This is a genomic window from Endothiovibrio diazotrophicus (assembly GCF_054657215.1).
In genome coordinates this window covers 1-270 of record NZ_BAAHXB010000372.1, presented here as the reverse complement: position 1 = coordinate 270, position 270 = coordinate 1, and the positions used below count along the sequence as shown (strand labels likewise).

Below are 270 nucleotides of genomic sequence, written 5' to 3'. Positions count from 1 at the left end.
GACCAGTTGTGGGGGGTGAGTGGGGATCGCCTGCTGCGGGTGGACCGGCGCGGGCAGCTCGTCTTCGAACGGGACGGGATCGGCGGCCACCACCTCGCCATCGACGGCAGCGGCGGCGTGTGGGTCGGCGAGGGGAGCGGACTGGCCCGGATCGACCGCGACGGCATCCCCCTGCTCCATCTGCAACCCTTCGGTGACGCCGCCGACGGGGCGATCACCGCCCTGGTCAGCGACTACCGCGACGGCGGCGTGTGGGTCCTCTCCGCCCTT

The 270-nt window shown here is 73.0% G+C and carries 1 protein-coding gene; it reads left to right on the top strand.

Translation table 11 applies throughout. The features are described from left to right. Positions 1-15 precede the first annotated feature (15 nt). The coding region (locus ACYQ2W_RS26870) for a hypothetical protein (RefSeq protein ID WP_459874217.1) at positions 16-270 on the top strand (255 nt) is incomplete at its 3' end.